Genomic DNA, 25,034 nt, shown 5'->3' with positions numbered 1-25,034 from the left:
AAAGGGCGGTCCGTCTCGACGTGAGGGGGATCGCCACGCCGTACCTCTAACCGTGGCTGTCGACCCACGCGCGGGCCCAGTCAAGTCCGGCGTGCTGGGCTTGCTCTTCGGTATCGAAATAGCCAAGGACGCCGGATGCTTCAACGAGCTTGTTGTTTCGAGTAATCGTGCCGCTTGCTGCGTACCGTTCCGGCTGGAGAATGCCTTCCTGCTGCAGGATGGCGTGCCCCCACACGCTATAGCCGTGGTAGCTCTCCAATTCCATCAGCGCGTGACCTCAGCCGACATGCCACGAGAATCAACCCGAAGCACGTTTCCCTCGGGCGTGAACTGGCGCGGAATTGCCGACATATCGGGTTCGTCTGTCGGCGCGGTTTTCTGCACGTGGCTTTGCTTCGCCAGCAGCCTGGGCGCGGATGTCGGCGTGCGCCGCGCATGCATGTTCACCGGGTGAGCAACGACGGGTCGATGAACCGCGAGCTTGCGTGCAGCGCCGGCCCTATGGGGAGCGGTTGCACGGGCCTCAGGCGGATTCCAGACTTCCGTGTAGCCAGCCGCGTATACGGCCGGCGTGAGCGTCGCCATCAGTATGGCCAATCCAATACGTTTCACGCTTTCTCCTTGCCTGCTTTCCGTTGCAGCCACTCTTTGCAACCAACGCCTTGCCCGACGCAGCCGCCATCGCAGCCGGGACAATAAAAGTGCCAATTCGTTGCCGTGAAATTGCGCCGCGTAGTACTGTATAAATATACAGGTTTTTCGTGGCCCGTGTCCATCGTTACCGCTCTGTGGCAACTGCGCAAATTGGGTTACCTTCACACGTGCTGCGGGAGAAGGCTGAAAGGCGGGAATTGGCTCGCGACTTTGAGGCCAACCAACCGGACTGCGCAATGGGTTCAGTCATGTCACGAACGACGATGGATAAACAACGAGATCACAGTTTTGGCCATCATTTGCGCCTGGCGCTGTTGATAGCGATCACAGCCGGCTCAGTACCCGCTTCAGCGGCGAGCTTCGACTGCAATCGCGCGCGTCTGCCGGACGAAAAAGCGATATGCGCATCCCGGCAATTGAGCGAATTGGACGTCGAGATGTCAGTGCGCTACCAGATGCTGACGGGTCTTGTCGCCATGGGTACGCGCGGTGACATGGGGGACGAGCAACAGTCCTGGTTGAGCGCGAGGAAGAAATGCGGTGCGAACCAGGCTTGCCTGCTTGGCGCATATCGGTCGCGAATTCAGACGCTAAAGGACGAGTACGCCCACCTGGCTAGCCGTGGGCCATTCTAGAAGCAGCGTGCTGCGTTATACTCACTTCATGGAAACGAATCCGACCTCGCTGAAGCTGTATTGTTGGTGGCACGCCTGACCCAGGCGGCCCGTTTTCACACGTACATCTACAACGTGATGCCGCCAGTCCTGGCGGCATTTTTGTTTTTGCGCGCATGACTGGTGGTGTCCCCAAACACTGAGTTCACCATGTCACAGGCGAAACAACCCGTTATCCTCACTGGCGACCGGACAACCGGTCCCTTGCACCTCGGCCACTACATCGGCTCGCTGCGCACCCGCGTGCAGCTTCAAAACGAAGCGCAGCAGTTTTTGCTGCTCGCCGATGCGCAGGCGATGACGGACAACGTCGGCCGTCACCAGAAGGTGACCGACAACGTTATCGAAGTCGCGCTGGACTATCTGGCTGTCGGCATCGACCCTGCCAAATCAACGATCTTTATCCAATCGCAGGTGCCGGAGCTCGCGGAATTGACGCAGTATCTGCTCAATCTCGTGACGGTTGCACGCCTCGAACGCAACCCGACCATCAAGGCGGAAATCGTACTCCGCGGGTTCGAGCGGGATATCCCCGCCGGTTTCCTGACGTATCCGGTCAGTCAGGCCGCCGACATCACTGCGTTCAAGGCGACGCGCGTGCCTGTCGGTGACGACCAGTTGCCGATGATCGAACAAACCAACGAACTGGTGCGCCGTTTCAACAGCACCGTCGACAGGCAGGTGCTGGTCGAATGCGAAGCGGTGCTCTCGCACGTCGCGCGGCTGCCGGGCCTCGATGGAAAGACCAAGATGAGCAAGTCACTGGGTAACGCTATTACGCTCGGCGCGAGCCCGGACGAAATCACCAAGGCCGTGAACAACATGTACACCGACCCTAACCACCTGCGCGTCAGCGACCCAGGCCAGGTTGAAGGCAACGTTGTGTTCGCGTTTCTGGATGCGTTCGAGCCGGACGTACCGATGGTCGACGAACTCAAAGCACACTATCGCCGTGGTGGTCTGGGGGACAGTGTGGTCAAGCGCACACTCAATGATCGGCTGCAGGCGATGCTTGCACCGATTCGGGAACGCCGCCAGGAGTTGGCGACCGACCGCGCGGAGGTGCTTAACGTTCTGCGCCGCGGGACCATGCGCGCTCGGGAAGTGGCGGGTGCGACGGTATCAGAGGCGAAAGCTGCGCTTGGTTTGAATTACTTTCAGAACTCACGGTAGAAGATCAGCAAGCCGCGTGGCTGTAAACCCGGCGCAGGCCGGGCGTCGCGCGGTCGTACTTGCCCAGTCGTAGCTTTGGCGGGGCGGTGTGATGTATTGTCACATTCAGTTGATATACAGGACGGGCAATCCTCGAAGGAGATTGATTTGACCGTTCGAAAATCAACGTTGTACGTCGAGAATGCAACAAAGCATCCGTTTGAGAGCTGCTTCGTCGACCTTGGCGGGCACTCCGCAGAGCGGGCCCTCACTGTGCTCACTGCCGCAGTCCATGCGGCTCAACGTGAAATGAATGCTTTTGACTGGATTGCAGACGCGCTTCCCGGCGCGACGCTCAAACCGGCCCTGGCATTCGGCACAGTCGGCGAACTGTATCGGTCATACACGAGACCCGCTGAGCTGGGACGCCTTAAAGGAATATTGCGCTCCTAACAAGGGCATTCCAATATGTCCCGCTTTCAAGCATAGGCGTCTATAGTGGAGTCATCGTCCCGCCACGGGCGAGCTTCGTTTTCTGGACCGACGCAATTGATGGGGGACGGCGATATGCCTGCTGATTCTGGTTTGGCTTACGACCCACAGGGACAAACGCCTGGGTCATTGCTGACGCTGGTTGGATATCTCGAACTCTCGCTGGATGAGGGCGAGTGCGTCGTCATGATGAGGCAAGGTACAGACGTCTGTGCGGTCTACATCGGCGACCCGGCGGACGAGGACAACCCGTTGACCGGTCACGGAACGATCGCAGCAGGCGTGGCCAATGAGATTCTCGAACTGACTCACGCCGGCCTGAACCGGATAACGGTCGGCGACCAGACGTACCGGTTCGTTCGAAGCTTCACTCATATCGCAGACGTTGGAGCCGTGATATTTGCGCCAGCGTAGGCTTGTGAGCATCTCATCCTGCCTTTGCGGCATCGCGAGCCGGTTCTGCCAACGCGTCCGCTTTCGTCTCCAGAAACCCGGTCCCGAACCACTCCACTGTCCTTTGGAGGCGGGTGGCATACGAACGCATCGCTCGCGGCATGGTCTCACCTGTCAACGGTGAATGTTCCACCGCAAACCAATCTGAATCAGGCCCCGATGCGTTCGACTTTCACTAAATGGCTCTTCATCGTCTACGTTCTCGGTAGCGGGACACTTTATTCAATGGCCATACTGCTCCTGTTCCCCTTCGTCGGCAGGGGTGGACGATACTGGTTGGCAAAACAATGGTGTCGTGCACTGGTGGCGGTGATGCGCTGGCTGCCGGGCGTTTCATGTTCGATAGAAGGGCTTGAACATCTTCCTGAAGGGCCGGCGATACTGCTGTGCCGTCACGAATCGACCTGGGAGACGCTCGCATTTCTTGCGCTCTTTCCACGGCGCATCAGTTTTGTTTTCAAGGAAGAGCTTCTTCGTATTCCTTTTTTTGGCTGGGTGCTGCGTGGCCTTGACATGGTCAGCCTGAACCGCGGCTCCGCTCGGCAGGCTCATCAGGCGGTGACGCAGGAAAGTGCTGAGAGGCTGACGAAGGGGGATGTCATCGTCATTTTCCCGGAGGGGACGCGGGTGCCACACGATGCCCCGTTGAGAATGACATCGGGCGGCGTTCGATTGGCTTGCGCGACTGGTGTGCCTGCTGTTCCGGTGGTGCTCAACGCGGGCAAAGTCTGGCCGGCGAAAGGCTGGCCCAGCGGCCGTGGACAAATTCGTGTGGTGGTCGGCCCGGCATTCTCTCCTCGGGACCTGTCACAGCAGGAACTGGGGCGAGCCGTCCACGAATGGATGAAAGACGAACTGCTGCGGCTTTGATACCGTTCCAGTCTGACTGCAGGCTCGTTTTGCCGTGCTTCTTTAGTTACCTTTGGCCTCATCCCCAGACCCCATTCGAAACACCGAGATCCCCTCCATAGGGTCCAGTGTTTCGCGCCAGGGTGCTCGCTCCAGCAAGCGGATCGTGTCTTCATAGCCCACGGCCCAGCGTCGCTCGATGCCACTCGACGAAAAATCGATATCCCTGTTCAAATCGTCGTTGTCGAATGCCGGCGCGTCGAGCTCCAATACTTGCATCGTCGTGCCGCAGCCCCAGCCGAGGAGCGCTTGAACCTCCGGCGTATCGCGTTTCTCTTCAGGCACGTGCTGACTGAGTTCGCGAATCACATGCCGCAGCCGGTGAATCTGCTTCTGTCGATCGAGATGGCTTTCCGCGCGACTCGAATACTGAATGTCGCGCTGCCGGCTCATGACCTGCAGGATGGATTCGGGTTCCGGACCGCTCGATGGCCACAACTGCACCGAAAAAATCACCGAGCTGCAGCGTGGTCGATCATCAAGCACGGCTTCAAGCGGCGTGTTCGAATAGATGCCGCCGTCCCAGTACGATTCGCCTTCCAGTCGGACCGAAGGGAAGCCGGGTGGAAAAGCGGCGGATGCCATCACGTGCTCGACGTCCATCGGTGCATCGCGATTAGTGAAGTACCGCATACGTCCGCTGCAGACATTGACCGTGCCGACCGTCAGCCGCGTCGCCTTGCGATTCAGGTAGTCGAAGTCGATCAACGAAGACAGGGTTTCACGCAGCGGCTCGGTCGAATAGAACGCCGCGCGCTCCGGCCCAACACGCGCCTGAATATTCGCCCATGAGCCGGGTTGCGGGGTGAAGAACGACGGCACGCCTTGCGTGACGATCGCGAGATCGCGCGACCAGTTGGCGAGCCCTGGCAACAGCCAGCTTGCCGCATCGACGCCACGGCGCGCCACGCCGTTCCAGAACTGGGTTAATCGCTCAATACGGTTCTCGGGCAGATTGCCCGCGATGATCGCGCCGTTTATCGCACCGATCGACGTGCCGATCACCCAGTCGGGTTTGACCTTGCGGTCATGCATCGCCTGATAGACACCGGCCTGGTACGCGCCGAGGGCGCCGCCTCCCTGAAAGACAAGAACAACCTGTCCGGGAATATCCGGTGCGGCCTCCGACTGGCCTGCCGCGTTAGCGTTGCGTTTGCCGTGCGTCTTGTTGCCCATTGCAGGTCTCCCGGACCAATGCCGCGGTGCGGGTGATTTTGCCACGGGTGGGGTGGGCCTGGCGCTGCGGTTTTCCCTTGCTACCGTAGTGGGGAGCTTGCGGGGTTTCAGGACTCTGCTGCCTGAAAGGCATCCAGCTTTATTGTCTGGGCGTGACGGACTGGACCCGATTGCGTCCTGCACGTTTCGCGTCGTAGAGCGCCGCGTCCGCCGCCTGAACGAGTGCGTTGGGTGTGTTCAGCGTGCTCAGTGTGCTCTGCTCGCTCGTCGCGCACCCGGCACTGATGGTGACCTGACCGGCAGGAATTGGCGCCGTCAGTTCCAACTGCATGACGGCGAGCCGGGCTTGCTCGGCAATGACCGATGCTTCTTCCGATCCCGTGTTGGGCAACACCACGGCGAATTCTTCGCCACCGTAACGGGCGACGAAATCGCTCGACCGGCGTGCTGTTCCTGCCAGCGCTTTCGCAATTGCGCTGAGGCAAACGTCGCCGCGAAGATGGCCAAAGGCGTCGTTGTAGTCCTTGAAATTGTCGACATCGATCATGACGAGCGAGAGCGGCTGACCGTTGCGCGCGGCACGTTCGAATTCCCTGCGAAACTGGTCGTCAAAGTAGCTACGGTTATAAACGCGCGTCAGGGCGTCGCGTGTGGACGTATGCAGAAGCGAAGCGTGCGCTTCGGACAATTCGCGGTAGAGCACGGTCACTTCCCAGACCAGCACGCATACCAGCACGCCGGGCGCCAGCATGCTGAAAACCCGTGCGACGTACCAGCCAAGCGTGAACTGAACCGTGCTCAACAGATTCAGACTGGCGTCCGCAAGGGAGGCGAGCAGGGCAATGGCGATCCACAGATCGAGCACGGTCCGCAGGCGCCCTTTGAACAGGACCACGCTGATCGCGAGCGCATCGAGCGCGCAGATGACAAGTCCGGTGCGGCCGCCTAAAAGCGCGTTTGTCTCGGAAGCTGCATGAAAAGGCGCGGACAGGTTCGCATGAATGGCGAATACGCCAAGCGCTGCGGCAAGCGCAGTGGGAACGCCGATTAACGCCCAGGTCCAGACATCGATGCGAGGCAGCCCGATCGGCTTGCTCGGGAGGCGGTCGCGGATGAGCGCGGCCAGAATGACGAGCAGCGGAAATCCTGCATGCCAGAAAACCCACATCCACGCCGCGCTCTGAGGGCCTGCACCGAACAGGCCGGTGCGCGTGAAAACGCCTGGGAACATCAGCAATTGCAAAGCGACGGTAATCGCCGTGAACGCATACGCTCCGCCCAGCGCGCCGAGCATGGGTTGTTGCGTCACGCTGAAGCGGGCGCCAAGAAGAAACGCGGCGATTCCCGACGTGGTGAACACCGTGAGCGCACACATCGGCATGAAAGGCGTGATTGCCGGCAACGGCCGGTGCGCACGCTGACCGGCAATCGCGAATATGAGCAGAACGAGCAACGCACATGTACCTGCAAGAACGGCCTGTTTGCGTGTCGCGGGTCCTATAAGCAAGCTGTCCATTCTGACCTGGTCGGTTGGTGTTCTGGTCGTCTCAGTACATTCGTGTCGCCAAAGGCACAACGCATATGCCGTGCCCGACAATACATCGCGGAGTTTTTCATGGACCGCGTTGATGCTTTGCCGGCAACGCGCGATGGAGCGCCGCAGCCGGTCGGAACCTATTGTCCTACAGATCGGCCCCGATAATCGAGTTGTCAGCGTTCGCGATAGTGCTCGGCCATATGGTCGACGAAAGCTCGCACCTTGGGCGCTACGTGCCGTGTTTGCGGGTAAAGGGCGTAATAGTGTCGCGCGCCGAGGGAGTAACCGGGCAGGAGGTGGACGAGGTGGCCGCGAGCCAGATCGGTCTGAACGGTGTGCCGAGTGAACGCGGCGATGCCCGCACCTGCCAGGGCGGCGGAGTAAAGCGCGGTGATCGCGTCGAATGTAAGGCGGCCGTTCAGTTCGACGTGGGCCGGTGCGCCTCGCCCGGAGGTCAGCATCCAGTGGTCCGCCGCATGGGCGCCGGAAAAGGTCAGCAACTCGTGTTTGGCGAGTTGTGGAGGCGTGCGCGGCAGTCCGTGTTGTGCCAGATAGGCGGGTGACGCGACGAGGACGATGTCCGATACCGTCAGCGTTCGGGCAACCAGGCTGGTGTCGGCCAAAGGCCCGCTGATCCGCAACGCAACATCGAAGCCATCCGCCACGAGATCGACAAACTGATCGCTGCAAGACAGGTCGAGCTGGAGGTCGGGGTAACGTTTCTGGAACGCCGGAAGCCAGTCCGCCAGTTCAAGCGTGCCGATGGCAAGCGGCACGCTGACGCGCAAGCGGCCAGCCACCGTTTGATGCTCACCGGCCATCGCCTCGCTTGCAGCATCGACACGTTCGAGAATGTCGACGCTCGCCGCGAAGTAGCGCTCGCCCGCAGCGGTGAGCGCAAATCGCCGCGTGTTACGGTTGATCAGCTGGACACCGAGCGTGGCTTCGAGTTGCTTGAGTTGGCGCGATATGGTCGAGTGAGAAGTGCCGAGCCGTTCGGCGGCAGCGGAGAATCCTTTGGCATCCACGATGCCGCGGAAGACCCGCATGGCGAGCAGTTGATCCATGAATCGAGCCCGTTGTCGAAGCGTCGGATGCTATCACGACCCTGCAGCCGAACGGCATGGCGAAGAAGCCCGTTACGAAGTTAGCGACAGCAAATCCCGTGTGTTCACCACGGAGCCAAAGGTATCCGCGATTTCGGCTAACGCAGACAGATGCAACATCTCATGCGAGACGCTATACGTGCCGTTGAACTCGATGTCCCGGGTCGCGCATGCGTCGGCTACCACCACAACGTCAAAGCCCGCAGGCACCGCATCACGCGCCGCGCCGGCAACACAGGCGTGTGTCATCAGACCGCACAACACGAGATGAGTCACGCCTTCTGCTTTCAGCGTCTGAGCAAGATCGGTGCTGGCAAACACACTCACGGAAGTCTTCGTGATCAGCAGGTGGCTGGGTCTCGGCTGGATATCGGAACGGATCTCGGCGTTCCGGCTATTAGCGGCGAATAACGGCGACTCTGCCGGCGCAATGTGCTGCACGTGCACGACTTTCCAGCCATGACGATCGGCGTAATCGACGAGGGCGCGCGCATTCTGCAACGCACTGATGCCGTTGGGAATCGGCAATGAACCTGTGAAATATTCGTTCTGGAAGTCAATCACCAGCAATGCGGTGGTGCGTGCCGGCAAAGAAGCTGGCGTACCCGCACCGAGGATGCTACGCAGTGTGCGCTTCGACATGATGAGGTTCCTTTCGATGGACTGGAAAGGAACGAAGTCTAGGGGCCGGAGGGTGTCGCTACAATGCCGTGTGCATCACAAGTTCTGTGCATGATGTGCACAGTGTCGACGGTATCAGCGCACTCTACCGAAGCCCCAGCGCCAACTCCACAAACTGCATCGCCCGCGCGTTGGCGTCACCACGACGATGAGCGATGTACAGCGTCGTGATGGTGTCCGTCTCGTCCAGCTCTCTGAACACCACCCCCGGCACTGCGATGGTCTGCAGTGTCGAGGGCACGAGCGCAATACCGAGCCCGGTAGCGGTCAGCCCGATCAGGGTGGATGCCTGCTGGGCCTCCTGCACGACCTGAGGTTCGAAGCCACGCTTCGCACACAACGCGATAATCTTTTCGTGGACCGCGACCCCCGCTTGCCGCGGATAGGCGATGAACGGCTCATCGCGCAGATCCTTCACCTTGATCGACGCGGCTTTGGCGAGCCGATGCCGCGCATGCATGGCGAGCACGAGCGGCTCTTCCATCAACGGCGTGAACACCAGATCGGTAGGGGGCACGCTTTCGGGCATCCGCAACAAACCGACGTCGATTTCGCGCTGCTCGATCGCCTCGATCTGCCGCGACGACGACAACTCCAGCAGCGTGATATTGACCTTCGGACGCTGCGTCCGGTACGCATGAATCAGCTTGGGAAAAAACGGCGATAGCGTCGAAGCATTGGTAAAGCCGACTCGCAAACGCCCGACGTCGCCGCTCACGGTCTCCCAGACGCTTTCCTTCGCGTGTTCGATCCGCGCGAGGATCGCCCGGGCGTCGTCCAACAAGGCCAACCCCGCCTCGGTCAGCGCGACCGAGCGGCGCGTGCGGTGGAAGAGCCGCGCGCCCAGTTCCGTCTCCAGCGACTGGATCGCGAGGCTCAGCGGCGCCTGCGTAATGCCCAGCCGCTCGGCGCTGCGGCGGAAATGCAGCTCCTGCGCCAGCACCACGAAAAATTCCAGATGACGGATATTCATTGATTTGCTCTGTAAATCAATAACCTTGATTTGGAGAATAAATCAAAACTGTTTCCCGGGCGATACTGTTTTCCACTTACTCAAACGACGGAGACAGCATGAACGGTGCGGAACTGGTCGAACGCCTGCGAGCGCGACACAAGATCATTGCGCTGGGAATTCGCGCCTCGCGCACAACCGATGCGGTGCGCTGGGCCAAAGCGGCCGGCTACGACACGATCTGGGTCGATATGGAACACAGCTCGTTGCCGGTCGATACCGTGTCGCAACTGTGCTCATGCGCGGTCGACCTCGGCCTGATGCCGTGGGTGCGCGTGCCGGAACGCGATTACGGCACGATTAACCGCGTGCTGGACGGCGGCGCGCTCGGCATCATCGTGCCGCGTGTGGAAACCGCCGAGCAGGCGCGCGACGCGGTGATCGCCACGCGCTTTCCGCCGCTCGGCCAGCGCTCGCAACTGGCGACGCTGCCCTACGTCAACTTCGAAAAACTTCCCGCTCGCGAACTCAACCGCCGTCTGAATGACGCGACCGTGCTCAAGGTGCTGATCGAAAGCCGCGCCGGCGTCGAGGCGGCCGATGCGATTGCGGCGATCGAAGGCGTCGACGTGCTCGCGCTCGGTTGTAACGATCTCTCCGCCGATCTGGGCCACACCGGCGAATCGGCGCATCCAGAGGTTGTGGCCGCATGCCGCAAGGTGATCGCGGCAGCGCAGCGGCACGGCAAGGTGGTGATCGTGGGCGGCATGCCCGAGTGCGAGGCGCTCAATGAATTGCGCCGCGAGGGCGCCGCGCCTTTCGTCTTTGCCGGCATCGACAGCGATGTTTATCTGGCGGCGCTGCGTGAACGCGTCGAACAGGCACGTCAACTTTAATTCGAACTTCCAATTTCAGATCATGGCAGAAACCCCGCTGATTTCCACGCCGATGCGTGACTACGAAACCCTGTCGCGCCCATCGTTCACGATGCCGCCGCTTGCCTGCGACGCGCACATGCACGTGTTCGGTTCCGAAGACAAATATCCGAAGGTCGAGCATCCGCATTACACGCTGCCGGACGGTAAGCTCTCGCACTATCTGCAGATGATGAGCGTGCTGCACCTGAAGCGCTTCGTGATCGTGCAGCCGAGTTTTTACGGCACGGACAACCGCTGCCTGATCGACGCGCTGCACGTGGCGGGTTCGATCGCACGCGGTGTCGTGATGATCGAGGAGAACACGGACGCGGCCACGCTGGATAGCTTCCGTCAGTCCGGCGTTCGCGCGGTGCGTCTTGATCTGTTTGCGCGTTCCGGCCTGCCGACTGTCGAGATCCAGCAGTACATCACGCGCATGGCGCGCCTGTGCGCGAGCCTCGGCTGGCACGTGCAGTTCTATGCGCCGGGCTGGGTTGTGCGCAATCTGATTCCGTTTCTTGCCGATGTGCAGACGGATTTCGTCATCGATCACATGGGCTACATGCTCGAGGAAGACGGCCTTACGCAGGCGGATTTCGACCGCCTCCTCAGTTTGCTGAAAGACGGCAACTGCTGGCTTAAACTCAGTGCGCCGTATCGGATCGCCAAACATCGCGGCTATGAAGCCGTGGCGCCGATGGCCGAGGCGATCATCAAGGCAGCACCGCAGAAAGTGATCTGGGGTTCGGACTGGCCGCACATTCCCGATTCGACGCGCGACACCGGCGAATTGCTGAATCTGCTCGGCGCATGGACCGACGATCCGGTGGTGCACAAGATGATTCTGTCCGACAATCCCGCACGCTTGTTCGACTACTGAGGCAATCCACACCCACTATGTCCTACCAACCCAACGCAGCGTTTGCCGGTCTCTTTCGCGCGTTCACGTCGGACCCGCAGAGCATTGGCATCCATCTGACGCAGCAGATGGCGCAGCTGCAGGCGGACGATCCAATGCTGGTGTCGACCGGCAGCGATATCGTGCTGTTTCCCGGCGCGGGGCGTGCGCCGTCGATCGAGAGTTTTCGTAAATCGACGCGTGGCTTCATCGAGTTGACGGCGGTATCGCATTTGCCGCTGGCGCTGGCTTATCTTGCGCGAATGCGTGAACTGTCGCCGCACGACAATGCGTGGCAACGCGACGCGTCGAACCTGCGTAGTCATGCCGAGGCAACGCGCGCGGCGAACTCGCTCGCGTTGTGGCGCGATCAAGTCGCGGTCGCCAGCTTTGCGGGCCACGAGCGGAAGATCGCCGATCTCGTCGACTACACCTGCGGCGTGACGATCGATCTGCTCGATCGGATCGAGAAAGATCACTCGCTGCTGAGCTTCGAACGTCTGAACGAAGAGTACTTCGCCGCGCCGTCCACGAGTGCGTTGCCGGTGCCGATGAACGACGTGATGTTCGCGACTTTCGGGCTGGCGTTTCTCGACATCGTCTACCGCATCGGCAACTGGTTTCGCGCACAAGCAATCGACTGGAACCGTCTGATGTTCCTCGTCAGCGGACAGTCGGGCCGGCCGACCGCCGGTGTGAGCTGGGCGTCGAACAACATCTGCTATCTGGTGTGGTGCGCATCGGATCGTGTGCTGTTGCCGGAGCGCGTGCTCATCGCACCGCATGCACCGTCGTTCTCGGTCGCCGAATTGCCGGACGCCGCGGGCATGGCGGAATTGGAGCGCACCTATCGGGCGTTGTGGCTGAACACCCGTTCGAGTATCGATGTCGCGCGCTTGCTGTTTCCCGGGCAGCGGCCGTTTCACTTCGATCCGGTGCCGGCCGGCGGCATGCCGCCCATCACCTCGATCGACGACCGCGATGCGACCACGGCGCGCCTGCGCCGCATCATGGAAGATCCGACGCAACTGTTGTCGAACTGCGTTGCCGATTACATCGTCGATCAGTTGTACAGCAATGGCAATCAGCCGCAAAAGGTTGCGATTCCTGGCTTTACGAATGTGACTTTCCCGAGCGCCGTGCAGTCGTAACGACGGACGCCGGACTCATACCCGCGCGTAAGGGCAGCCGCGCGGGCCATAACAAAATGCCCTTGATGAAGGAGACAGGCTTCATGAATTCACTTGCACAAGAGCCGTCGGCGGGTCCGCCGCTCAGCAACGTGCTGCGCATCACGCTGGTGTGCTTCGCGGTGTCGATGATCGACGGCTTCGACACGCTAATGCTGTCGTTCGTCGCGCCCTTGCTGGCGAAATCGCTGCAGATCGATCACGCCACATTAGGCCGCGTGTTCGGCGCCGGTTTCATCGGCACGGTGCTCGGCTCGCTGATCATCGGCCCGCTGGCGGACCGTTTCGGTCGACGGCCGATGCTGCTGCTGGCGCTCGCCGTAACCGGCATTTTCACGCTGGGCTGTGCCTTTGCCACGTCGGCAACGATGCTGGCCGCGCTCCGGTTTATCGGCGGCCTCGGTATGGGCGGCGCCATTCCGCCGGTGGCGGCGATCACGGCCGAGAGCGGTTCGCCGCAACGCCGTTCTTCGCTGGTGATTCTGATGTTCATCGGCTTTCCACTTGGCGCGGTGGTGGGCGGCGCGATCACCGCGGCGTTGATGGTGCGCTTCGGCTGGCCCTTCGTGTTCCTGATGGGCGGCACGTTCGCCTTGCTCGCGATGATTCCGGTGCTGCTCGTGATTCCGGCGCAAACCGTGAGCCGCGCAGAACGGGTGGCCGCGCGATTGCATGCGGCGCGCGGTCTGAGCGTGATCGGCGGCGTGTTTGCCGGTGGCCGGCTGCCGGCAACGTTGGCGCTGTGGTTCGGCGTGTTGTCGAGCATGATCCTGTCGGGCTTCCTGGTCAGCTTCATGCCGACCATTCTCAACATGAACGGCGTCGAACCGGGCCGCGCGGCGCTCGGTTCGGTCGTGCTCAATTTCGGCGCGATCGGCGGCGCGCTGGTGATTTCCACTCTGGTCGGCAAGCGCGGGCCGTTCGTGCCGGTGGCGATTTCCTTTCTGGGTGGCGCTGTGTTGACGGTGGCCTTGGGCCAGATCATCGGTGCGGGCAATGTCGCGCTTGCGATGCTGTTTGCCGTCGGCGGGTTTCTGGTCGGCGGGCAATTGACGTTTCCGGCGATTGCCAGCTATCTCTTTCCCGCTAACGTGCGGGCGGCCGGTGTCGGCTGGACGCTGGCAATCGGACGCATCGGTTCGATCGTCGGGCCGGTGGTGGGCGGTATTCTGCTGTCGCAGCATCTGTCGTTCGAAGCACTTTTCATGCTGGCGGCGATCCTCGCCGTAGGCGCGGCACTCGGCATCATTCTCGCCAATGTGCTGCGGCCGCGTGAAACAGAGAGTGGCGCGGTCACGCCGGCTGCGTCGTTTGCGATCACGAGTTCGGAGTTGGGAGAGGCGGGTCATGGCAAGAACTGAATTAGGCGCGGGTCTGCTCACCAGGCTGCAGGAGCTGCCGACCAGCGGCGCGCGCGCAGTCGAAGTCTTTACGACGGACGAGGGCACCTTCCTCGGCGTCCCGCAACTCGCACGCGATGTGCCGGGTGAGGCGCCTTACATGAACGGCGGCGACAGCGACATCGAAGCACCGATCTACCGCTGGCAGGACGGCCGTTTCGTCGAGCATGAAGCGCTGCCATTGCCCGGTGGCGAAGACCTCGAGTACTTCGAAATCGACGGCCGGCGCTTCCTCGCGGTGGCGGGCATTCGAACCGGCAAGGGGCCATACGATCTCGATACCGATGCGGTGCTGTATGAACGCATCGCCGGCGCATGGGTGCCACTGCAAAGCTTTCCGGTATTCGGGGCGAAGCAGTGGACGGCTTTTTCGTTCGACTCGCGTCATTTTCTCGGCTTGTCGCAAGGCGTGGTGGTCGACGGTGTCGAGCCGAAACATCCTCGCGAATCGTGCCTGTTCGAGTGGAATGGCGAGCGCTTCGTGCCGTTCCAGACTTTCAACGGACAGTGGGGCTACAACTTCGCGTTCGTGTCGTTCGGTGGCGAGCACTATCTCGCGTATGCGGACCACGTTAGCGGGTCGTCGGTGAATCGCTGGAACGGCGAGAAGTTTGTCCCGCTGCAAACGTTCGAGGAAAACGGCGGACGCGCGTTCCGGTTCTTCGAAGCCGACGGCGCGCTCTGGATGCTGCACGCGAACCTGCTCAAACACACCACGCTGTATCGATTCGACGGCGCGCAATTCGTCGAGATGCAGATGCTGGGTGGCCCTGGCGGGCGCGAACTGTGCCTGATCGACGGAAAGGAGGGGCGCTATCTGGTGCGCGTGTGCTTTATCACCGGCACGCCGAAAGCACCGGTTGTCGTGCCGCAATCGGAGATTTTCCGCTGGCGCGATGGGTGCTTCGAACTGGTGGGCGATTTCGCGACATCCGCTGCGACCGACGCCGCCAGCTTCGTCGATGACGGTCAGCGCTATCTGGTGGTCAGCAACAGCCTGAGTGAAGCGATCCGCTTTCGCACTGATTCGACGTTATACCGGTTCAACGGTTAGCGCCTAAACGACATCCCCAGCGCCCGGCCGCCCGCCGGGCATTCCCGACAGGGAACAGATATCCCTTCTGCGAGGGAGGGCACCGTTTTGCCTTTTAAAAATAAAACCACTGGAGACGAGCAATGAAAAAGTTTGCCTTGAGCTTAAGCGCATCCGCTGTACTGGCATTGAGCATGAGCAGCCAGATTGCGCACGCACAAAGCAGCGTGACGCTGTACGGCATTATCGATGCGGGCATTACCTACTTCAGCAACGTGAACGGCCATTCGAACTTCGTCGCCAACGACGGCTCGATCCAGTCGAATCGCTGGGGCCTGCGCGGTGTGGAAGATATCGGCGGCGGCACGCGCGTCGTCTTCGTGCTGGAGAACGGCTTCAATCTGTACTCGGGCACGATGGTGCAATCGGGCGTGCTGTTTAGCCGGCAGGCGTGGTTGGGTATCGAGAATTCAACGTACGGCCGCTTCACGCTCGGCAAGCAATACGACTTCTTCTGGGACAACCTCACGCAGTTTGCGATGGGGCAGGTCGCCGGTCAGTACTCGTGGCATCCGGGCGACTTCGATCACCTTGCGGGCACGCTGCATATCAATAACGCGATCAAGTACACGTCGCCGAACTACCTGGGACTGCAGGCAGGCGCGCTGTATGCATTTCCTTCGCAATCCGTATCAGCGGGAACGGGACGTGTGATTGCATTTGGGCTGCGTTATTCGAACGGTCCGTTGAACCTCGGCGCCGCGTACACCGATACGCATGATCTCGGGCTGAATGGGCCGAGCCAGGCCGGCACAACGTTCTTCCCCAATCTGCCTGCCACGCCTGTGCTGGCAAGCAGCGTCAGCAGCTTCGGTGTGGGCGGCAGCTATCGCTTTGGCAGGAGCCTGACGCGCTTGCTGTTCACCGATACGCACTTCCGCATCGGCCACGACAACGGCTCGATGCCGACCTATGAAGTGAACGAGGTGTTTCAACTCACCCCCGCCACGACGCTGATGGGCGGCTACTGGTACAGCAAGCTCGGCTCGCAGAAGTGGCAGAACGGCACGCTCCTGCTCGATTACGCGCTGTCGAAGCGCACCGATGTCTATACGAGTGCGACTTATCTGCGCGCATCGGGCGGCGCGGCACCGGTGTTCCTCGGCGGCGGTGCGGCGCCGGTGTTTGCCAATGGCGTGTATGTCGGCACAGGTCAGTCGTCGACCGCGGTGCGGGTGGGGCTGCGCACGCTGTTCTAGGCCTGACGTGTCAGCAGTGAAGGCGCTGCGTATTGCCGCCAGCTCATTTCAAACCGCCAGTTGGACCCGATCCGGAGTAAGCGCCAGGCGGTGGCGTTCTCCGGAGTTCAGGAGACAAGCATGAGTACCTATCACCGGCGCGTCATTCGATGGTTCATTGCAATAGCGATTCCACTGGTCATTCTTGGGTGCGGCGGGAGTGTTCACGACACAGCGCCCGCCGACCCCACTGTCGTCAAGACCCAGCAAGGACAGGTCAAAGGCGTCACCGTCAACGGCGTGCGTGAGTTTCTCGGCTTGCGGTATGCGGCGCCGCCAACAGGCGCACTGCGCTGGAAACCTCCTGTAGTTGCGGCGGCCTACACGACGAGCATGTACGACGCGTCGCACGTCGGCTCGTCGTGTGTACAGGGAACGGCGACGGCACCGACTGGCAGTGAGGACTGTCTCTTCATCAACGTCTACGTCCCTGGCGCCACCGCAAGCACCACGGCGTTGCCTGTGCTGTTCTGGATTCACGGTGGCGGTTTCATTGTTGGTTCCGGTTCCGCGACGGATGGCAGCGCGCTTGCCCAGAAGGCGAACGCAATTGTGGTGACGATCAATTACCGTCTCAATGCGCTGGGCTTTCTGGCTCATCCCGCGCTAGCGGCGGAAGATCCCAACGGCGCTTCCGGCGACTACGGCATCATGGACCAGACCGCCGCGCTTGCCTGGGTGCAGAAAAATATCGCGGCGTTCGGCGGCGATCCTGCCAACGTGACGATCTTCGGCGATTCGGCGGGCGGCCATTCGGTGTATGTGCAACTTGCTTCGCCCGGTGCTGCGGGTCTGTTTGCGAAGGCGGTCGCTATGAGCGGTGGCTTCAGCCGGCAGCAGGAGACCTTGCAGCAGGCTGAAACGGATGGCATTGGCTACGCCAAAACATGGGGTTGCACGGACACCACCAGCGCCGCTTGCCTGCGCAATCTGCCGGCGTCCGCACTGCTGCAAGGCAATCCCGTGGCCTGGTATGCGACGATCGACGGCAAGGTACTGCCGAGTTCGACGAGCGCGGCATTTGCCAATGGCCAGTACAACCGCGTGCCGGTGATATCCGGTTTCACTGAGGACGAAGGAACGTACTTCGTGGCGGCGGCATTCGACGCGCAGGGCAATCCCGTCACATCCGCGGGCTACGAAACGGCGATCCAGAATTTCCTCGGCGTGCCCGGCGCCGCCACCGCGGCCCTCTATCCGGCGAGCCAGTTCACGTCGCCGAGCCAGGCACTGGCCAAAGCCACGGGCGACTACCTGTTCACCTGCAGCGAAATGCAGGACGCCGACAACCTCGCAAAGTATTCGCCTGCGGCTTACATGTACCGCTTTTCGGATCCCGCGCCATACAGCGTACATAGCCTGATTTCATTGCTGCCGCCCACCACCATGAATTACGGCGCCTTTCACTCATCGGACCTCGACTACTGGTGGCAACTGATCCCGAGCCCGACGGCGAACCAGGCAAGCCTGTCCACGGCGATGACAACCGCACTTGCAGGTTTCGCGCATTCCGGTAATCCGAATTCGGGCAGCACGGTGGCGAACTGGCCGTTGTACACCTCGGCGACCCGGCAAACGCTCGACTTCGGTTATCCGGTCTCTAACACTTACGACGCGTACACCGCGCATCAGTGCAGCTACTGGTACGGCGAGGCGCCGTCGCACGGGCTGTAGCGTATTCAGGACGGCAGGGAAGAGCGCTGCCCGTGATACATGAGTGCACCAAGCGGATGCATCACGGGCAGCGCAAAACACTACTTACTGTTTGATCCGTTCTCCGAAAACCATTCCACAAAAGCTTGTTTGCGATTCAGTATCCAGGTCGCTAGATTCATTCATATCGCAATGAATCGACGGAGGCCGTATGGCCGCACTTTCAGCGACGCTCATCTGGGGCGGACTTCGGCATCCTGTGCGAAGCCTGCAGAAGCAATTGTCAAAACGCGCACCTACGTCTGGGCAATCCTCAGACGAGACGGCTGCCGTGACCTATACCTCCCAATCGCCCGAACGGCTCGAACGCATTGCGGCTTACGCGCGCTGCGGCTATTTCCATATGGAATACACCGCGGGCATGTTTGTCGTGCCGCTGGAGATCCCACGAGAATAACGCGCCTGGCGGCGGTGGCGTGGCAATTCCGCGGCGAACGGGCAGAGCAGGGGCGCTGCAAGCCGGAGCATCCGAACCGATGCTTCTTTAGAAATGAAAATTAATTGGTTCGGCTTCGGCTGACTCTCTTTCATAGTGTCTTCTGATGGCTATAGGCGGTTGCATTCGCAGATGGCTTAGACCCGCGCGTACTGATTCGCGCGATATCGACGGAGACATCATGACGCTTGAACTCGCAGAACGCCCCACGCTTGCATTGCTCGAAGCCGCTCGTGCGAAGGCCGCCGAAGCCGGCTTGCCCTATGCCGGAGGCCTGTCGCCACAGGATGCGTGGGCGCTCGTCCAGGCCGGCGACGCCGTGCTGGTGGACGTGCGCACCGCCGAAGAACGCAAATTCGTCGGACTCGTGCCGGACAGCCTGCATGTCGCGTGGGCGACGGGCACGAGCCTGACGCGCAATCCGCGCTTCGTGCGTGAACTGGAAGCGAAAACCGGCAAGGACGCCGTCGTGCTGCTGCTGTGCCGCAGCGGCAACCGCTCGGCACTGGCCGCCGAGGCCGCGGCGAAAGCCGGCTTCACGCAGGTATTCAATGTTCTGGAAGGCTTTGAAGGGGAACTGGACGGCACGCAACGGCGCGGCGCCAGCAATGGTTGGCGCTTTCATGGCCTGCCGTGGATTCAGGACTGACAGTCTGATCGTTCATGCTGCACTTTACGGGGAGTAACCGCTGTGGCTGTGTTTGATGTCGATGAGATTGTTCACGCGCTTCAGACGGTCCGCCAGCAATGGCGCGAAGTGCAGAAGCGCTCGCTCGAGCCGGGCGGGCGCGAATTGCCGGGGCGCGAAGCGCTCTCGGAGATCATTGAAACGCTGAAGGGCGTGCTTTTTCCGATGCGGCTCGGACCACCCGATCTGCGCCAGGAAAGCGAAAACTTCTACGTCGGGCACGCGCTCGACGCCGCGCTGCATGCGTTGCTGAGTCAGGCGCGTCTGGAATTTCATTACCGCAGCCGCCATCAACCGCCGCCCGCCGCCACGATCGAGGCGCAGGCCGGTATCGCCGTGCGCGCTTTCGCGGCGCGCTTGCCGGCGATCCGCAGCTTGCTCGATAGCGACGTACTAGCCGCGTTTCACGGTGACCCGGCGGCCGGCAGCGTGGATGAAGTTCTGCTGTGCTACCCCGGCGTGCTGGCGATGATCCACCATCGGCTCGCCCATGAGTTGTACGGGTTGGGACTGCCGCTGCTGGCGCGCATCATCGCCGAGCTCGCGCATGCGCAGACCGGTATCGACATTCATCCAGGCGCGCGGATCGGCGCGGGATTCTTCATCGATCATGGGACGGGTGTGGTGATCGGTGAAACGGCCATCATCGGCGAACGCGTTCGGCTCTATCAGGCGGTCACGCTGGGCGCGAAGCGCTTTCCGCGCGACGCGCAAGGACATCTGGAAAAGGGCCATGCACGGCATCCGATCGTCGAGGACGACGTCGTGATTTACGCGGGCGCCACCATTCTTGGACGCGTCACGCTCGGGCAGGGCGCGGTAATCGGCGGCAATGTGTGGGTCACGCAGGACGTCGCGCCCGGTTCACACGTGACGCAGGCCGTGTCGCGCAACGAAGGCACCGGCTCCGCCGCAGGCCGCGAACGGCCGCCGCGCGATCAGGCGACAGTCGCGGAGCCTGCCACGGCCGGGGCGGCTCGATGAGCGTGCTCGTCAGAGACTTCGGCGCCGCGGTGCGGCGCTTTCGTGAGGCGTCCGGCTGGTCGCAGGAGCAATTGGCCGAGCACGCCGGACTCAACCGGTCTTATGTCGGCGAGATCGAGCGCGGTTCCGCGATCGCGTCGATTGTCACGCTCGACAAGCTTGCCCGTGCTTTCAACGTGCCGGTCGAACGCCTGCTCAGTCATTCGTCCGATGGCGTGAGCGTTGCCGCACGCCCGCATTCCGCACTCATCGATCCTGCGTCCGCCCGTTAGACCGCTGCTTTGCCGTCTATAGCATGTTGAACGGCCTGGGGCGTATTCCCATAATCAGTTTCGCTCATAAGCTTTCCTGTTTTTCTTCTATCAATCCTGGAGCTTCAGATGACAGCAACAGTCGGCGGCCTGACGGCGCTCGGCGATACCGCAGCACGGCAACTAGCCAATGCCACCAAAACCGTTCCGCAACTCGCCACGATCACGCCCCGCTGGCTCACGCATCTGCTGCAATGGCTGCCGGTCGAGGCAGGTATCTATCGTCTGAACCAGGTGAAGAATCCTGAAGCCGTCAAAGCGGCCTGCACCGCGCGCGAAGATGAAAGCATCCTGCCGCGCACATTCGTGCCGTACGAAGAGCAACCGCGCGAGTACTTCCTGAATGCGGTCAGCACGGTGCTCGACGTGCACACGCGAATCTCGGATCTGTACAGCAGCCCGCACGACCAGATCAAGGAACAGCTGCGCCTCACGATCGAAACGATCAAGGAGTTGCAGGAAAGCCAGCTGATCAACAACCCGGATTACGGCCTGCTCGCAAATGTCACCGAAGAGCAGCGCGTGTTTCCGCTGACCGGTGCGCCGACGCCCGACGATCTCGACGAGTTGCTGACCAAGGTATGGAAAGAGCCGGCGTTCTTCCTGACGCATCCGCTTGCGATTGCCGCCTTCGGTCGTGAATGCACGCGCCGTGGCGTGCCGCCGCCGACGGTCAGCCTGTTCGGCTCGCAGTTCCTGACGTGGCGCGGCATTCCGCTGATTCCGTCGGACAAGGTGCCGGTTGCCGATGGCAAGACCAAGATCCTGCTGCTGCGCGTGGGCGATAAGCGCCAGGGCGTGGTTGGTCTGTTCCAGCCGGGCGTGGCCGGCGAACAGGGTCCGGGGTTGTCGGTGCGCTTCATGGGCATCAACAACCATGCGATCGCGTCGTATCTGATCTCGCTCTATTGCTCGCTCGCGGTGCATTCGCCGGACGCGCTGGCAGTTCTCGATGACGTGGAGATCGGCAAGTACCATGACTACCCAGACACCTACAAGTAAGCCCATGGATAGCGTCCTGCCGCACGACGTGCCGACGGATCCGCCCGCGGGTTTGCCTGATCCGGCGACGTTGGCGTCGTTGGCCAATGCGTTCTTCTCTGCGCTGCCGGGCAACGCGCCGCAGGTAGGCGGTGCACCCGACGTGGCCGCCACGCTGCCGTTCACGGCGCCTGTGACCAGCGAGATCAGCAATCCGGCTCCGGCCGGTTCGCCGCTCGCGGGTCCCGGCGGCGCGGGCACTGGCGTGCCTGGTGCAGCGTTGCCGCAGGGGCATGTGCCGGGAGGCAACCTGTTGCCTTCAGCACCTACGCATGTTCTGTCGTTGGGGAATCGCGCGCCTGCGTTGGCTCCCCATGCCGTTGCGCAGAACGGCTTGCCGGATAGCGCGGTGACCGTTGCGCCCGCACTCGATCCGCGCTTTGGCGGAGCGGCGCTGGGCGTGCCTGAAGCACACGGTGCGCAGCGTCCGTCCGCGGGTGGTGCAGCGCCTGCGTCGCCTTATTATTTCCTGGGCGAAACGGCGCAAGCCCGGACGTCGACGGTGGCTTCGCCGGATATCGTCGTGCCGGGTTGGAACGAAGTCAGCGCGCAATCGCTCGGACTCCCTGGTGTCGATCAGCCGCTCGCCGAGCAGCGCTTCCCGTACGACAGGCCGGCCGCATCGCAAGCGGCGTCGGGCGTCGCACCGGCGCAGCACACCACCGGTTCGCACTATTTCCTGAATCTGAATGAGGGATCGCAGTTTCCCGGGCACTCTTCCGCTAAGACGGATGGCGTGCCGCATGCCGGGCCGTCAGCGCATCCGCCGTTCGATGTGAATGCGATTCGCCGGGACTTTCCGATTCTGCAGGAACGTGTGAACGGCCGTCAGTTGGTGTGGTTCGACAATGCCGCGACCACGCACAAACCCCAGGCGGTGATCGATCGGCTTGCGTATTTCTACACGCATGAAAACTCGAACATCCATCGGGCCGCCCATGCGCTGGCCGGCCGCGCCACGGATGCGTACGAAGCCGCACGCAGCAAGGTGCAGCGTTTCATCGGCGCGGCGTCGCCGGAGGAAATCATCTTCGTGCGCGGCACCACCGAAGCGATCAACCTGATCGCGAAGACGTGGGGTGTGCAGAACGTTGGCGAGGGTGACGAGATCATCGTCTCGCACCTGGAGCATCACGCCAACATCGTGCCGTGGCAGCAGCTTGCCGCGCAAACCGGTGCCAAGCTGCGCGTGATTCCGGTCGACGACAGTGGCCAGGTTCTGCTCGACGAATATCGGCGCCTCCTCAATGACCGGACGAAGATTGTGTCGGTGACGCAGGTGTCGAACGCGTTGGGCACCGTGGTGCCGGTCAAGGAGATCGTCGAGCTGGCGCATCGTGCAGGTGCGAAGGCGCTGGTCGACGGTGCTCAGTCTGTGTCGCACATGCGGGTAGATGTGCAGGCGCTCGACGCGGATTTCTTCGTGTTCTCCGGTCACAAGGTGTTCGGTCCGACCGGCATCGGCGTGGTCTACGGCAAGCGCGCGATTCTGGAAGATATGCCGCCTTGGCAGGGTGGCGGCAATATGATCGCGGACGTTACCTTCGAGCGCACCGTATTCCAGCCTCCGCCGAATCGTTTCGAAGCGGGCACGGGCAATATCGCTGATGCAGTGGGTCTGGGCGCTGCGATCGACTACGTTCAGCGCGTAGGCATCGAGAATATCGCGCGCTATGAACACGATCTGCTGGCGTATGCGACGAGCGTGCTGCAGCCCGTGCCGGGCGTGCGCCTGATTGGCACGGCGCGCGACAAGGCCAGCGTGTTGTCGTTTGTGTTGCAGGGCTACGAGACCGAGGAAGTCGGGCAGGCGCTGAACGAAGAGGGCATCGCTGTGCGCTCGGGGCATCATTGTGCGCAGCCGATCTTGCGGCGCTTTGGCGTGGAAGCCACGGTGAGGCCGTCGCTTGCGTTCTACAACACCTGCGATGAAGTCGATGCGCTGGTGTCGGTTGTGCGTCGGCTGTCTTCGCGACGCTAATGAAAAACGGCGGCCGTTTATTGCGGCCGCCGCTTTCCTTCGCCTGCATTCAGGCAATCCCTGCCAGATAATCCCACGGATAAATTCCTTGCGCGTGTCCGTCGCTGAACGCGATCTGCACGCCGTAGCCCATCGGCTGCATGTCGACAATCGCCAAGTGCGGCTCGATTCGCGTCGTCTTGCCCGAATGCGTCAAGCGACGGCATGTTGAGCAAGGGCATCGTTCTCGCAGCGTGACGTTGTCGATCCACTTCGTTTTGCCATCACGCCACGTTAGAGACAGTCGCTCCGTCGCGGCATGAATCGTCACGTGTTCGGGCGCGTTCATCAGTGTGCCTTTTCAATCTGTGCCGACGCTATACGCGCGGCCTTGCGTACTTCCGGGTCCGGATCGGTTGCGGCTGTGTGCAAGGCCGGCAACGACGCTGTGTCGCCCAGTTCGCCGAGCGACAAGGCCGCTTCCTTGCGCAGATTGCTGATTGCATGCGTGAGCAGTGCGGCCACTGCTGCGCTCGCGGTTGCATTTGCGTTTGCATCGCCGAGTTTGCCTAACGCGCGGACTGCCTGGAGACGGACTTGCCAGTAGTCGTCATCGAGCGCCGCGATCAATGCACCCTGTGCGCTCGACGCGCGCAGTTTGCCGAGCGTGGCCGCTGCTTCTTCACGGACCTGCCACGCGGCATCGCGCAACGCGCTCAGCAACGCGGCGATGGTTTCATCCGTCGCTGCTGCGCTGATACCCAACGCACCGATTGCCGCGCGTCGCACCGCGGCGCTCGGATCCTGCGCGGCGACGGCGGTAAGAGGGCCCAGCGCGCGTTCGCTCTTCAACCAGCCGAGCACGCTCACGGCCTCGAGCCGTACACCATCCTCACTCGCGCTCAACGCGGCCAGCGCGGGTTCTAACGCACCCGCATAGCGCAATTCGCGCAGACCGCGAAGCGCGGCCTGACGCACGAACGGATCGTCATGCGTGGTCCACGGCGCAAGCAGCGGTCCCGATTCAGGGTCCTTCAGATTGGACAGACTCTGCGCGGCTGCGTCGCGGACATCTTCCGCACGATCCGCCAGCGCTTCGCATAGTGCCTCAACCGCGTCGGTGCGCTCCCATGCACCGAGCACCTCGGCGGCCTGAGCGCGAACGTCCGATGATGTGTCGGTGCGTAACGCGGCGACAATCGGTCCGAGCACAGCTTCGTCTTCAAGGTCGGCGAGCGCCAGGAGGGCGATGCGGCGTACGACGGCGTCCGCGGACGCGAGGCGCGGCAGGAGTGCGGCGGCTTCCGGATCGAGGGAGTCGGGGTCGAACGTCAGCGGAAGCGAAATATCGTTCATGAGTTGAGTGGTGTCTGGAGTGA

The 25,034-nt window shown here is 61.8% G+C and carries 27 protein-coding genes; 18 read left to right on the top strand and 9 right to left on the bottom strand.

The genetic code is table 11. The features are described 5' to 3' along the window. Positions 1 to 46: 46 nt before the first annotated feature. Positions 47 to 265, bottom strand: coding sequence for a hypothetical protein (locus KHO30_RS18590; RefSeq protein ID WP_093632330.1), 219 nt, complete (start codon positions 263 to 265; stop codon positions 47 to 49). Next, positions 265 to 612 carry a hypothetical protein gene (locus KHO30_RS18585; RefSeq protein ID WP_211701782.1) on the bottom strand — a complete coding sequence of 116 codons (348 nt, stop codon included), beginning with the start codon at positions 610 to 612 and terminating at the stop codon, positions 265 to 267. The genes KHO30_RS18590 and KHO30_RS18585 overlap by 1 nt, the downstream gene beginning before the upstream one ends. Before the next feature lie 278 nt (positions 613 to 890). On the opposite strand from KHO30_RS18585, the gene KHO30_RS18580 reads away from it, so the two are divergent. The 5 genes from KHO30_RS18580 to KHO30_RS18560 all read left to right on the top strand — a co-directional run bounded on the left by KHO30_RS18580 (position 891) and on the right by KHO30_RS18560 (position 4,295). Further along, entirely contained in the window at positions 891 to 1,289 is a 399-nt protein-coding gene (locus KHO30_RS18580; RefSeq protein WP_244864073.1) for a lysozyme inhibitor LprI family protein, read from the top strand. 189 nt (positions 1,290 to 1,478) lie between these two features. Then, entirely contained in the window at positions 1,479 to 2,501 is a 1,023-nt protein-coding gene (gene trpS / locus KHO30_RS18575; RefSeq protein WP_211701781.1) for a tryptophan--tRNA ligase, read from the top strand. Positions 2,502 to 2,648: 147 nt separating this feature from the next. After that, positions 2,649 to 2,933 carry a hypothetical protein gene (locus KHO30_RS18570; RefSeq protein WP_175053332.1) on the top strand — a complete coding sequence of 95 codons (285 nt, stop codon included), beginning with the start codon at positions 2,649 to 2,651 and terminating at the stop codon, positions 2,931 to 2,933. 114 nt (positions 2,934 to 3,047) lie between these two features. Then, entirely contained in the window at positions 3,048 to 3,386 is a 339-nt protein-coding gene (locus tag KHO30_RS18565) for a hypothetical protein (RefSeq protein ID WP_211701780.1), read from the top strand. A gap of 198 nt (positions 3,387 to 3,584) precedes the next feature. Further along, positions 3,585 to 4,295 carry a lysophospholipid acyltransferase family protein gene (locus tag KHO30_RS18560; RefSeq protein WP_093632338.1) on the top strand — a complete coding sequence of 237 codons (711 nt, stop codon included), beginning with the start codon at positions 3,585 to 3,587 and terminating at the stop codon, positions 4,293 to 4,295. Between the two features lie 42 nt (positions 4,296 to 4,337). Here the strand turns inward: KHO30_RS18560 and KHO30_RS18555 are convergent, their stop codons facing one another. The 5 genes from KHO30_RS18555 to KHO30_RS18535 form a co-directional block, all read right to left on the bottom strand. Then, complete coding sequence (locus KHO30_RS18555) at positions 4,338 to 5,510, bottom strand: patatin-like phospholipase family protein (protein ID WP_211701779.1); 1,173 nt, start codon at positions 5,508 to 5,510, stop codon at positions 4,338 to 4,340. Between the two features lie 139 nt (positions 5,511 to 5,649). Further along, positions 5,650 to 7,026 carry a sensor domain-containing diguanylate cyclase gene (locus KHO30_RS18550; RefSeq protein WP_211701778.1) on the bottom strand — a complete coding sequence of 459 codons (1,377 nt, stop codon included), beginning with the start codon at positions 7,024 to 7,026 and terminating at the stop codon, positions 5,650 to 5,652. A gap of 194 nt (positions 7,027 to 7,220) precedes the next feature. Further along, positions 7,221 to 8,114: a LysR family transcriptional regulator gene (locus tag KHO30_RS18545; RefSeq protein ID WP_211701777.1), complete on the bottom strand. Its 894-nt coding sequence runs from the start codon at positions 8,112 to 8,114 to the stop codon at positions 7,221 to 7,223. A 72-nt stretch (positions 8,115 to 8,186) separates the two neighbouring features. Then, positions 8,187 to 8,795, bottom strand: a complete 609-nt coding sequence (locus tag KHO30_RS18540; protein ID WP_211701776.1) for a cysteine hydrolase family protein — start codon at positions 8,793 to 8,795, stop codon at positions 8,187 to 8,189. A gap of 124 nt (positions 8,796 to 8,919) precedes the next feature. Next, positions 8,920 to 9,807 carry a LysR family transcriptional regulator gene (locus KHO30_RS18535; RefSeq protein ID WP_200618611.1) on the bottom strand — a complete coding sequence of 296 codons (888 nt, stop codon included), beginning with the start codon at positions 9,805 to 9,807 and terminating at the stop codon, positions 8,920 to 8,922. A 98-nt stretch (positions 9,808 to 9,905) separates the two neighbouring features. Between KHO30_RS18535 and KHO30_RS18530 the strand changes: the two genes are divergently transcribed. The 13 genes from KHO30_RS18530 (at position 9,906) to KHO30_RS18470 (ending at position 23,676) form a co-directional block, all read left to right on the top strand. Then, on the top strand, positions 9,906 to 10,682 hold the full coding sequence (locus KHO30_RS18530) for an HpcH/HpaI aldolase family protein (protein ID WP_093632348.1): 777 nt from the start codon (positions 9,906 to 9,908) through the stop codon (positions 10,680 to 10,682). A 22-nt stretch (positions 10,683 to 10,704) separates the two neighbouring features. Then, the gene (locus KHO30_RS18525) at positions 10,705 to 11,583 is read left to right on the top strand and encodes an amidohydrolase family protein (protein ID WP_093632748.1); all 879 of its coding nucleotides are present in this window, start codon (positions 10,705 to 10,707) and stop codon (positions 11,581 to 11,583) included. Between the two features lie 17 nt (positions 11,584 to 11,600). Further along, complete coding sequence (locus tag KHO30_RS18520) at positions 11,601 to 12,752, top strand: DUF5624 domain-containing protein (RefSeq protein ID WP_211701775.1); 1,152 nt, start codon at positions 11,601 to 11,603, stop codon at positions 12,750 to 12,752. Positions 12,753 to 12,835: 83 nt separating this feature from the next. After that, positions 12,836 to 14,152 (top strand): MFS transporter, encoded by a 1,317-nt coding sequence (locus tag KHO30_RS18515; RefSeq protein WP_211701774.1) that lies wholly within the window; start codon positions 12,836 to 12,838, stop codon positions 14,150 to 14,152. Further along, positions 14,139 to 15,245 (top strand): hypothetical protein, encoded by a 1,107-nt coding sequence (locus tag KHO30_RS18510; protein WP_211701773.1) that lies wholly within the window; start codon positions 14,139 to 14,141, stop codon positions 15,243 to 15,245. Before KHO30_RS18515 ends, KHO30_RS18510 begins: the two co-directional genes overlap by 14 nt. A 122-nt stretch (positions 15,246 to 15,367) precedes the next feature. Continuing rightward, positions 15,368 to 16,483 carry a porin gene (locus tag KHO30_RS18505; RefSeq protein WP_093632356.1) on the top strand — a complete coding sequence of 372 codons (1,116 nt, stop codon included), beginning with the start codon at positions 15,368 to 15,370 and terminating at the stop codon, positions 16,481 to 16,483. A gap of 120 nt (positions 16,484 to 16,603) precedes the next feature. Then, positions 16,604 to 18,196: a carboxylesterase/lipase family protein gene (locus KHO30_RS18500; RefSeq protein ID WP_211701772.1), complete on the top strand. Its 1,593-nt coding sequence runs from the start codon at positions 16,604 to 16,606 to the stop codon at positions 18,194 to 18,196. A 310-nt stretch (positions 18,197 to 18,506) separates the two neighbouring features. Further along, positions 18,507 to 18,632 carry a hypothetical protein gene (locus tag KHO30_RS39570; RefSeq protein WP_280531445.1) on the top strand — a complete coding sequence of 42 codons (126 nt, stop codon included), beginning with the start codon at positions 18,507 to 18,509 and terminating at the stop codon, positions 18,630 to 18,632. Positions 18,633 to 18,852: 220 nt separating this feature from the next. Beyond that, positions 18,853 to 19,320, top strand: a complete 468-nt coding sequence (locus KHO30_RS18490) for a rhodanese-like domain-containing protein (protein ID WP_093632362.1) — start codon at positions 18,853 to 18,855, stop codon at positions 19,318 to 19,320. Positions 19,321 to 19,362: 42 nt separating this feature from the next. Then, positions 19,363 to 20,343, top strand: a complete 981-nt coding sequence (gene epsC / locus KHO30_RS18485) for a serine O-acetyltransferase EpsC (protein WP_200658807.1) — start codon at positions 19,363 to 19,365, stop codon at positions 20,341 to 20,343. After that, entirely contained in the window at positions 20,340 to 20,615 is a 276-nt protein-coding gene (locus KHO30_RS18480; RefSeq protein WP_093632366.1) for a helix-turn-helix domain-containing protein, read from the top strand. Before epsC ends, KHO30_RS18480 begins: the two co-directional genes overlap by 4 nt. A 108-nt stretch (positions 20,616 to 20,723) precedes the next feature. After that, complete coding sequence (locus KHO30_RS18475; RefSeq protein ID WP_211701770.1) at positions 20,724 to 21,656, top strand: family 2A encapsulin nanocompartment shell protein; 933 nt, start codon at positions 20,724 to 20,726, stop codon at positions 21,654 to 21,656. Further along, positions 21,631 to 23,676, top strand: coding sequence for a family 2A encapsulin nanocompartment cargo protein cysteine desulfurase (locus KHO30_RS18470; protein ID WP_211701769.1), 2,046 nt, complete (start codon positions 21,631 to 21,633; stop codon positions 23,674 to 23,676). Before KHO30_RS18475 ends, KHO30_RS18470 begins: the two co-directional genes overlap by 26 nt. A 49-nt stretch (positions 23,677 to 23,725) precedes the next feature. Here the strand turns inward: KHO30_RS18470 and KHO30_RS18465 are convergent, their stop codons facing one another. Together KHO30_RS18465 and KHO30_RS18460 are read right to left on the bottom strand one after the other, a co-directional pair. After that, positions 23,726 to 24,004, bottom strand: coding sequence for a DUF971 domain-containing protein (locus KHO30_RS18465; protein ID WP_211701768.1), 279 nt, complete (start codon positions 24,002 to 24,004; stop codon positions 23,726 to 23,728). Further along, on the bottom strand, positions 24,004 to 25,011 hold the full coding sequence (locus tag KHO30_RS18460; protein WP_211701767.1) for a HEAT repeat domain-containing protein: 1,008 nt from the start codon (positions 25,009 to 25,011) through the stop codon (positions 24,004 to 24,006). Before KHO30_RS18460 ends, KHO30_RS18465 begins: the two co-directional genes overlap by 1 nt. Positions 25,012 to 25,034: the final 23 nt, after the last annotated feature.

This window comes from Paraburkholderia aspalathi, from assembly GCF_905220735.1.
Taxonomy (GTDB): Bacteria; Pseudomonadota; Gammaproteobacteria; order Burkholderiales; family Burkholderiaceae; genus Paraburkholderia; species Paraburkholderia aspalathi.
Note: the sequence above shows the minus strand (reverse complement) of the source record. Positions and strands in the feature narration are given on the sequence as shown.

Bases quoted from the DNA above. Each gene is read 5' to 3' on its own strand.
- KHO30_RS18505 (WP_093632356.1), top strand. From the start codon at position 15,368: ATGAAAAAGTTTGCCTTGAGCTTAAGCGCATCCGCTGTACTGGCATTG.
- KHO30_RS18475 (WP_211701770.1), top strand. From the start codon at position 20,724: ATGACAGCAACAGTCGGCGGCCTGACGGCGCTCGGCGATACCGCAGCA.
- KHO30_RS18460 (WP_211701767.1), bottom strand. From the start codon at position 25,011: ATGAACGATATTTCGCTTCCGCTGACGTTCGACCCCGACTCCCTCGAT.
- KHO30_RS18565 (WP_211701780.1), top strand. From the start codon at position 3,048: ATGCCTGCTGATTCTGGTTTGGCTTACGACCCACAGGGACAAACGCCT.
- KHO30_RS18560 (WP_093632338.1), top strand. From the start codon at position 3,585: ATGCGTTCGACTTTCACTAAATGGCTCTTCATCGTCTACGTTCTCGGT.
- KHO30_RS18545 (WP_211701777.1), bottom strand. From the start codon at position 8,114: ATGGATCAACTGCTCGCCATGCGGGTCTTCCGCGGCATCGTGGATGCC.
- KHO30_RS18465 (WP_211701768.1), bottom strand. From the start codon at position 24,004: ATGAACGCGCCCGAACACGTGACGATTCATGCCGCGACGGAGCGACTG.
- KHO30_RS18520 (WP_211701775.1), top strand. From the start codon at position 11,601: ATGTCCTACCAACCCAACGCAGCGTTTGCCGGTCTCTTTCGCGCGTTC.
- KHO30_RS18470 (WP_211701769.1), top strand. From the start codon at position 21,631: ATGACTACCCAGACACCTACAAGTAAGCCCATGGATAGCGTCCTGCCG.
- KHO30_RS18555 (WP_211701779.1), bottom strand. From the start codon at position 5,510: ATGGGCAACAAGACGCACGGCAAACGCAACGCTAACGCGGCAGGCCAG.
- KHO30_RS18530 (WP_093632348.1), top strand. From the start codon at position 9,906: ATGAACGGTGCGGAACTGGTCGAACGCCTGCGAGCGCGACACAAGATC.
- trpS (WP_211701781.1), top strand. From the start codon at position 1,479: ATGTCACAGGCGAAACAACCCGTTATCCTCACTGGCGACCGGACAACC.
- KHO30_RS18580 (WP_244864073.1), top strand. From the start codon at position 891: ATGGGTTCAGTCATGTCACGAACGACGATGGATAAACAACGAGATCAC.
- KHO30_RS18525 (WP_093632748.1), top strand. From the start codon at position 10,705: ATGGCAGAAACCCCGCTGATTTCCACGCCGATGCGTGACTACGAAACC.
- KHO30_RS18550 (WP_211701778.1), bottom strand. From the start codon at position 7,026: ATGGACAGCTTGCTTATAGGACCCGCGACACGCAAACAGGCCGTTCTT.
- KHO30_RS18480 (WP_093632366.1), top strand. From the start codon at position 20,340: ATGAGCGTGCTCGTCAGAGACTTCGGCGCCGCGGTGCGGCGCTTTCGT.
- KHO30_RS18590 (WP_093632330.1), bottom strand. From the start codon at position 265: ATGGAATTGGAGAGCTACCACGGCTATAGCGTGTGGGGGCACGCCATC.
- KHO30_RS18535 (WP_200618611.1), bottom strand. From the start codon at position 9,807: ATGAATATCCGTCATCTGGAATTTTTCGTGGTGCTGGCGCAGGAGCTG.
- KHO30_RS18510 (WP_211701773.1), top strand. From the start codon at position 14,139: ATGGCAAGAACTGAATTAGGCGCGGGTCTGCTCACCAGGCTGCAGGAG.
- KHO30_RS18490 (WP_093632362.1), top strand. From the start codon at position 18,853: ATGACGCTTGAACTCGCAGAACGCCCCACGCTTGCATTGCTCGAAGCC.
- KHO30_RS18540 (WP_211701776.1), bottom strand. From the start codon at position 8,795: ATGTCGAAGCGCACACTGCGTAGCATCCTCGGTGCGGGTACGCCAGCT.
- KHO30_RS18500 (WP_211701772.1), top strand. From the start codon at position 16,604: ATGAGTACCTATCACCGGCGCGTCATTCGATGGTTCATTGCAATAGCG.
- KHO30_RS18515 (WP_211701774.1), top strand. From the start codon at position 12,836: ATGAATTCACTTGCACAAGAGCCGTCGGCGGGTCCGCCGCTCAGCAAC.